Origin of the sequence: Candidatus Sordicultor fermentans, assembly GCF_012728195.1 — a bacterium.
GTDB classification, from domain to species: domain Bacteria; phylum Atribacterota; class Atribacteria; order Atribacterales; family Caldatribacteriaceae; genus Sordicultor; species Sordicultor fermentans.
This window is the reverse complement of the sequence record NZ_JAAYFP010000149.1, coordinates 1-5,725: the sequence shown is the minus strand read 5'-3', so window position 1 is coordinate 5,725 and position 5,725 is coordinate 1. Positions and strand designations below refer to the sequence as shown.

Genomic DNA, 5,725 nt, shown 5'->3' with positions numbered 1-5,725 from the left:
GGCAAAGACCGAGATTTTTCCGCTCACAGAGGCCAACCGTGTTTTTCAGTTGTTGAAAGAAAGCAAAATTAAAGCATCGGCTGTGCTTAAACCAGAAACGTAAAGAGAATTCATCACCCGCAGCCCACAAATATTTTTACCATCTCCCCATATTGTGAATTCCCGGGGGGGGGTTAATTATAAATCTGGATATCGTCTATATAGGTGCTATCCGGATTTGCCAGGAAGAATGAGATCATATTGGTGTAAAATGATTGCAATAGTTTTAGAGGAGAAATATCTTAAAGGAACTAAAAAATAGGGTAAGAGCATGTTGGATTGTTTAGTCAAACGACAGTTAAATAATAATATAAAGGTACAGACAAGAAGAAGAAGTGCTGAGTAGAAGGGTGTTACAAAGGTTTTTGCGGTTAAGTGTATCATCTAAAGAATAGGCTGTGTAGTTGCTTTTTAATGTTTTTTTCTTCTAAGAGCTATGAAGAGACACTCCTTTATAGCTTTGTTGTTCTGTGCTATTTAGTCACTTACTTGCTAAAGGTGGAGGATTTCAATTTTGAAATAGTGAACAAAGGTCAAATTTTCTTATTGACAGCTCCAGAGGTAATGAATATACTTTAATTGTGTCTTAAATGATTTTCAAAGAGAGATGTTTTTACAATTAAATTATTTGCAATAAGTAATACAAAAAATCAATAGGAGGTGATTGGGTATGAAAAAGGCTTTAATTAGTTTTTTGTTAGTATTGGCTATAGTTTTTTCTTTTGCTCTTGGAGTTGGAGCAGAAGAGCAGCATGAAATTGCAGTGGTGGTTAAGGTTGCTGGAATTCCCTGGTTCAGTCGCTTGGAAGAAGGAGTGAAACAGGCAGCCAAAGATTTTGGGGTAAATGCTTATATGGTTGGGCCAACTACTGCTGACCCTGCTCCTCAAGTCCAGATGGTAGAAGATTTGGTTACCCGGGGAGTAGATGCGATATGTGTGGTTCCCAGTGATGCCAAATCCTTGGCTCCAGTGTTTAACCGGGCTAGAGAGCAAGGGATAGTGATTCTCACTCATGAATCGCCGTTTGAGACCGAAGCTGTAGATTGGGATGTAGAGACTATTGATAGTGTGCAATATGGAAAAGCTCCTGTTGATGCTATAGTCGAAAAATTAAAAGAAACAGGAGAGCTGGAGAAATACACCCCTGAAAATCCAGCTGGTTTTGTCATGCTGGTAGGAAGTTTGACTGTTCCTCTCCACAACTTCTGGGCTGATACTGCTCTGGAGCATGCTGCTGAAAATTATCCCTTCCTGAAAGAACTAACTTCCAGACTTCCCACTGCTGAAAGCGTGGAAGACTCCCGGGCAGCCGTATTAGACCTTATCACTACTTATGGAGACCAGCTTAAGGCAGTCATTGGTTGGGGAAGTTTAGGACCTGTTGGAGCAGCGCAAGCGGTTACGGAGAAGGGAATGGAAGACCAAATCATTGTAGTGGGGAGTGCTATTCCTTCCACCGTGGCTCCTTATCTACGTACCGGGGCGGTAGATTGGGCTCAACTTTGGGATCCCAGGGACGCTGGTTATGCCATGGTGTATATTGCTAAACAAATGCTTGATGGAGAAGAAATAGTCGAAGGAATGGAAATACCAGGCATGGGTCCTATAAGCATTGATGGGAAAGTAATCTCGGTTAACCAGATCAAGGTAATGAGAACTGCCGAAGAAGCAGAGGCTTTAGGCTTCTAAAGAGGGGGGGGATGTCCCCCCTCTTCTTTTTTAAATATTCGGAGGAGAGTTGAAGCATTGTCTCAGAAAATCGAGGAAGATCAAAAAAAGCCCTATTTAGTTCTCCAGAATGCGAGCAAAAGATATGGTGGAGTAGTGGCCTTAGATGGAGTGGATCTTACTATTTTACCTGGTGAAATTCATGGTCTGGTGGGAGAAAATGGTTCGGGAAAAAGCACTCTGGTGAAAATTATAACCGGGGTGGTCAGGCCAGAAAAGGGAGCAAAGGTTGAAATTAGCGGCCAGAAGGTAGAGATAGCCAATCCTTTTGATGCCTTTCGTTTGGGGATTTACGTGGTTCACCAAGATTTGTCCTTGTTTCCCAATTTATCAGTAGCAGAGAATATATTTTCTCACCGTTATTTAGAGAAAGCCCAAAAGCTGGTAAACTGGAAAGAAATCAAAGCAGAAGCTACCCGAGTGATGGATAAATTGGGGGTAGATATTGACCCGGAAATTGAAGTAAGCCGCCTCTCGGTTGCTGACCAACAATTGGTAGCTATCTCACGAGCAATTGCTGTTGATGCTCGATTTATCATCCTTGATGAGCCCACTTCTTCTCTCACTCGTAAAGAAGTAATCCGATTGTTTGCCTTTATTCGAGAGCTTAAAGCTCGGAATATTTCCATTTTGTTCATTAGCCATCGGCTGGATGAGGTGCTGGAAATCAGTGACCGGATAACTGTTCTCCGGGATGGGAAAAAAGTGGGGACTTTCCAGCGAGAAGAAGTGGATAAAAAGCGGCTTTCTTTTCTCATGACCGGTAAAGAAATCTCTTCTCGCCCTGTTGAGGCTGGAGCCTATCCGAGAGAGGAAGAAATTCTAAGAGTAGAAAATCTTACTAAAAAAGGCCATTATGAAAAGATAAGTTTTTCTCTCTACCAGGGTGAAATTTTAGGATTAATCGGTCCTCGGGGGTCTGGTCGCACGGAGCTTGCCCTTACTCTCTTTGGATTAAATCCCCCTGATGAAGGGAAAATATATTTTGAAGGTAAACCTCAAGTTATAAGTTCCAACCAGGTAGCTATTGGCTTGGGAATTGGCTATGTTCCAGAAAATAGATTAGTTCAAGGGTTAGTGCTGGACCACAGTGTAGAGAATAATTTAGTAATCACTGTGCTAGACCAAATAATCAACGGGATGGGGTTGATCGATTTCCAGAAGAAAAGAAGTGTGGCAGAAAAAGCCGTTCAGGAATTTAATATTAAGACCGAAAGTATGGAAGCACCGGTGAAAAATCTCTCTGGAGGTAACCAGCAAAAAGTGGTGTTAGCTAAGTGGATTTTAACATCTCCGCATCTGCTTATTCTCGATACCCCCACTCATGGGGTAGATGTGGCAGCTAAAGAAAGCATTTATCAGTCTATTCGAGAATTATCCCAGAAAAATCTCAGTCTGATATTTATATCTGATGAGGAAACCGAAGTTTTGAATAACTGTGACCGAATTTTAGTTATGAAAAATGGCCAGATAATCAGGGAATTTTCTCCTGCTGAGGTATCAGAAGAGGAACTCAGAAAAATCATTCTGGAATAAAAGGGAGGAAAGATATAATTTGATTAATAAAAAGATCTTTCAGCAGACTGAATTTTACCTTCTGGGAATTATCATTGTTCTTTCCTTTTTTCTTACTCTGGTGAACCCCAAGTTTCTTACTCTGGAGAACTGGTTTGATATGTTACGAAGTAATACTTTTTTAGGCATCCTGGCTCTGGGGGAACTGGTGGTTTTGATTTCTGGAGGGATAGATGTCTCTTTCACCGCTACTGCTACTATTGCTCAGTACATTATGGGTTTGATAATAACTACTTATTATATAGATAATGTCCTCGTAGCATTTTTAATTCCTATACCTATTGGGATTGCTCTGGGGGCTATAAACGGTATTTTAGTCTATTACACTAAAGCTCATCCGGTGATAATCACCATATCCACTCTCAATGCTTTCTTCGGTTTTTTGATGTTTTTTAGTGGAGGAAAATGGATATACAATTTTCCTCCTTCTTTCCGAAATTTCTCCCGGGTGCAGCTTTTTTCTTTGACTAATCCCCAGGGAGTGAAATATGGTTTCTCGATTTTTATCCTTATATGGATAATTTTGGCTATCTTTACCTGGGTTATACTCAAATACTTCCCTATTGGGCGGAAAATCTATGCCATGGGTGGCAATATGGAAGCTGCTCGGAGAGCAGGGTTTAACATCTTTCGGGTTCAATTATTTGTTTATTGTTTTATGGGAGCTCTGGCCGGTCTGGCTTCTTTTGTTCACGCTTCTTTAAACCAGATGATTCAACCCAATTCTTTGGTGGGAGGAGAACTGGATGTTTTAGCTGCTGTTATCCTAGGAGGAGCTAGCGTTTTTGGGGGCTCGGGTAGTGCTTTAGGGGCTTTTTTGGGAGTTTTATTGATTGCCATCATTAAAAATGGCTTGATTTTAATGAAAGCTTCAGCTTACTGGCATGAAGTCATAATGGGAGCCATAATTGTAGTCGCAGCAGGTATTAGCGCTTATCAGCGAAAATCTCAGGCAAAAAGAGAGGGTGAAATTCTTGTCCAGTAATCCCTTTTTAAAGCGCAGAAATCCCCAGCTTCTTATTCTGGTTATCATATTAATAGCTATATTTTTGCTATTTGGCTTGCTTACTAAAGGTAAGATTTTTGAACCTCGGAGCTTGCAGGCTATCGCTTTTCAATTGCCTTTACTGGGTCTTTTAACTTTAGCTCAGATGTCTCCCATGTTAACCGGGGGGATTGACCTATCGATAGTTTCCACCGCTAACCTTTCAGCGATTGTAATTGCCTTATCTATGACCCAGTTTGAACTTTCACCTTTTTGGGCCATTGTTTTAGGCTTGCTTCTCTCTCTGGGGTTAGGAGTTCTAAAAGGGACGCTGGTGGCTTTTTGCTCTATACCGGCTATGATTGCTACTCTGGGTATGATGATTTTTATCAGAGGAATAGCTCTGGTTGTAACTAAAGGATACGTAATAGCTGGTTTTCCCCGGAGTTTTCTTTTCCTAGGAGATGGCACGGTTTTAGGTATTCCCATGCCTTTTATCATCTTTTTGATTACAGCTGCATTTATGTCTCTTCTTTTGGATCGAACTCCTTTTGGTATTCAATTATATCTTTTAGGTTCTAATCCTACCGCTACTCTTTTTTCCGGGGTCAATAATAGGAGGGTTATTTTCCGGGTGTATCTCCTCTGTAGTTTTTTAGCTGGGGTAGCCTCAGTAGTCATGACTGCTCGGTTCAATGCTGCTCAGGCAGGCTATGGAGAATCATACCTTCTGCTCACTGTATTGGCCTGTGTGTTAGGAGGAGTAAACCCCGCTGGAGGATTTGGAAAGGTAGGTGGTTTAATTCTATCTATGGTGGTTTTACAGGTAGTAGCTACCGGTTTTAACCTTTTAGGGCTTAGTTCTCATTTAGCCAGTGCTCTGTGGGGTATCATTCTTGTCTCTGTTATATTGACTAATCGGTTGATTTTTGCCCGAGAGACTTAGGTTGTAGCTAACCGCGAAATCTATGGTGACGCTTCTTTGCTCGGCACTTCGTTTTCTTTGTCCCGGGTGCTAATCGCAAGTTTTGCATAGCATCCTGATGGTATCATAGTCCTTTTGGGATTTGCATCTTTATTTCCCGTGATAATTTCGTTTTTAAATTTGTTGAGACTCAAAAAAGAGAAACAACTGTGTACCGAGGGAGATACAATTTCTCTCTTAACGCTGGAGAAAGGATGTTCAAGCGTTAAGCTTTAGTTTTTTCTTATCTTTTATCTTTTAATTTCACACCTTAGGTTGTTCTATGATAACTTGCTTTTCTCATTTTCTCAGAGGAAGAGAAGCCACTCTTGCCTTGAGCTTCTTCCTGGAAGGGCTCTTCTTCTGTCATTTCTGAAATCTTTCATCGATAACCCACTCTCCCACGCCATTTCCGAGGTTAGTAGCCGGGAAT

At 41.2% G+C, this 5,725-nt stretch carries 4 protein-coding genes; all 4 read left to right on the top strand.

What is annotated here, in order from left to right; genetic code table 11:
- Positions 1-703 precede the first annotated feature (703 nt).
- From GXZ17_RS07785 to GXZ17_RS07770, 4 genes are read left to right on the top strand one after another with little or no spacing between them, the layout of a single operon-like run.
- A complete protein-coding gene (locus GXZ17_RS07785; RefSeq protein ID WP_409376726.1) occupies positions 704-1,729 on the top strand; it encodes a substrate-binding domain-containing protein in 1,026 nt (341 codons plus the stop codon).
- Between the two features lie 57 nt (positions 1,730-1,786).
- On the top strand, positions 1,787-3,304 hold the full coding sequence (locus GXZ17_RS07780; RefSeq protein ID WP_409376725.1) for a sugar ABC transporter ATP-binding protein: 1,518 nt from the start codon (positions 1,787-1,789) through the stop codon (positions 3,302-3,304).
- 19 nt (positions 3,305-3,323) lie between these two features.
- A complete protein-coding gene (locus GXZ17_RS07775) occupies positions 3,324-4,328 on the top strand; it encodes an ABC transporter permease (RefSeq protein WP_409376724.1) in 1,005 nt (334 codons plus the stop codon).
- Positions 4,318-5,274, top strand: a complete 957-nt coding sequence (locus GXZ17_RS07770) for an ABC transporter permease (protein ID WP_409376723.1) — start codon at positions 4,318-4,320, stop codon at positions 5,272-5,274. Before GXZ17_RS07775 ends, GXZ17_RS07770 begins: the two co-directional genes overlap by 11 nt.
- Positions 5,275-5,725 lie beyond the last annotated feature (451 nt).